Consider the following 1,139-nt stretch of genomic DNA (forward strand, 5'->3'; position numbering starts at 1 on the left):
CTTCGCCGCTGGCTTCCAGGCAGAAGCCGACCGCATCCACATCGAGTAAGCTGGCAAGCTCATCCGTCAGCACCGTAATGAAATCTTCGAAGCTGCGCGCGCCAATGAGGGCGATAATCGCGGCATGCACGCGGCCTTGGCTGACGAGATTATTGCGGCTGGTGGCAATCAGTTTGCGCTGATTGAGCTTGAGGCGGCTAATGTCCGAGCGCAGTTTTTGGACGATGAACTGCTGAAGATCGACAACCCCCTCGCCCATCGCGCGCACGGGCGGTATCAGCACCCCGGCAATATCGGGGTGCCGCACTAGAAAATCGGGATTACGGCGCAGGTAGGTCAGCACGGCGGCATCGGTCAGCGCGTCGGCTTTCACCTTCGCAACCGCTTCCCCTTGCCGTCCGCTCTGCTCTACGCTGCGCTCGTCCATCCGTTTCGTTCCGTTCTAGAGGATCGATTGGCCGGTCGCGGCCCAATCTTTCAAGAAGGTCTCAAGGCCGCGTTCGGTCAGCGGGTGCTTATAGAGCATCCACAGCAGCGACGGCGGCAAGGTCGAAACATCGGCCCCCATCTTGGCGGCTTCGATGATGTGGGTCGGGTTGCGCACCGAGGCGACCAGCACTTCGGTGGTGAAATTCGGATAGGCCGAATAAATCTCGATGATCTCGGCAATCAGGCCCATGCCATCGTGGCCGATATCGTCCAAGCGCCCAACGAAGGGGGAAATAAAGGTCGCGCCCGCTTTGGCCGCCAGCAGCGCTTGCGCCGGGGAGAAGCAGAGGGTGACATTGGTTTGAATGCCCTTATCCGATAAATGCTTGCAGGTCTTGAGCCCATCGACTGTCAGCGGCAGCTTCACCGTGACGTTCTTGGCGATAGCCGCGAGGTGCAGCCCTTCCTTCAGCATCGTGTCGAAATCGGTCGCCGCCACTTCCGCCGAAACGGGGCCTTCGACGATTTCGCAGATTTCCGCGATAACATCCGTGAACTTACGGCCAGTTTTCGCTACCAAGGAGGGATTGGTGGTCACGCCGTCCACCAGCCCGGTGGGCACCAGGGCTTTAATTTCCGCAACGTCGGCCGTGTCGATAAAGAACTTCATCCTGATGCTTCTTYCCTTAGCCTTGGCGGACTGCCCGCCS

At 59.5% G+C, this 1,139-nt stretch carries 2 protein-coding genes; both read right to left on the reverse strand.

Annotation, left to right across the window (positions count from 1 at the left end; translation table 11 throughout):
• A partial coding sequence (locus tag VZ95_RS19965; RefSeq protein WP_156995456.1) for a DUF484 family protein occupies positions 1-427 on the reverse strand: 427 nt, incomplete at its 3' end.
• A gap of 15 nt (positions 428-442) precedes the next feature.
• Positions 443-1,099 (reverse strand): fructose-6-phosphate aldolase, encoded by a 657-nt coding sequence (gene fsa, locus VZ95_RS19970; RefSeq protein ID WP_045777426.1) that lies wholly within the window; start codon positions 1,097-1,099, stop codon positions 443-445.
• Between the last annotated feature and the right edge of the window lie 40 nt (positions 1,100-1,139).

It is taken from the genome of Elstera litoralis, from assembly GCF_000963705.1.
GTDB classification, from domain to species: domain Bacteria; phylum Pseudomonadota; class Alphaproteobacteria; order Elsterales; family Elsteraceae; genus Elstera; species Elstera litoralis.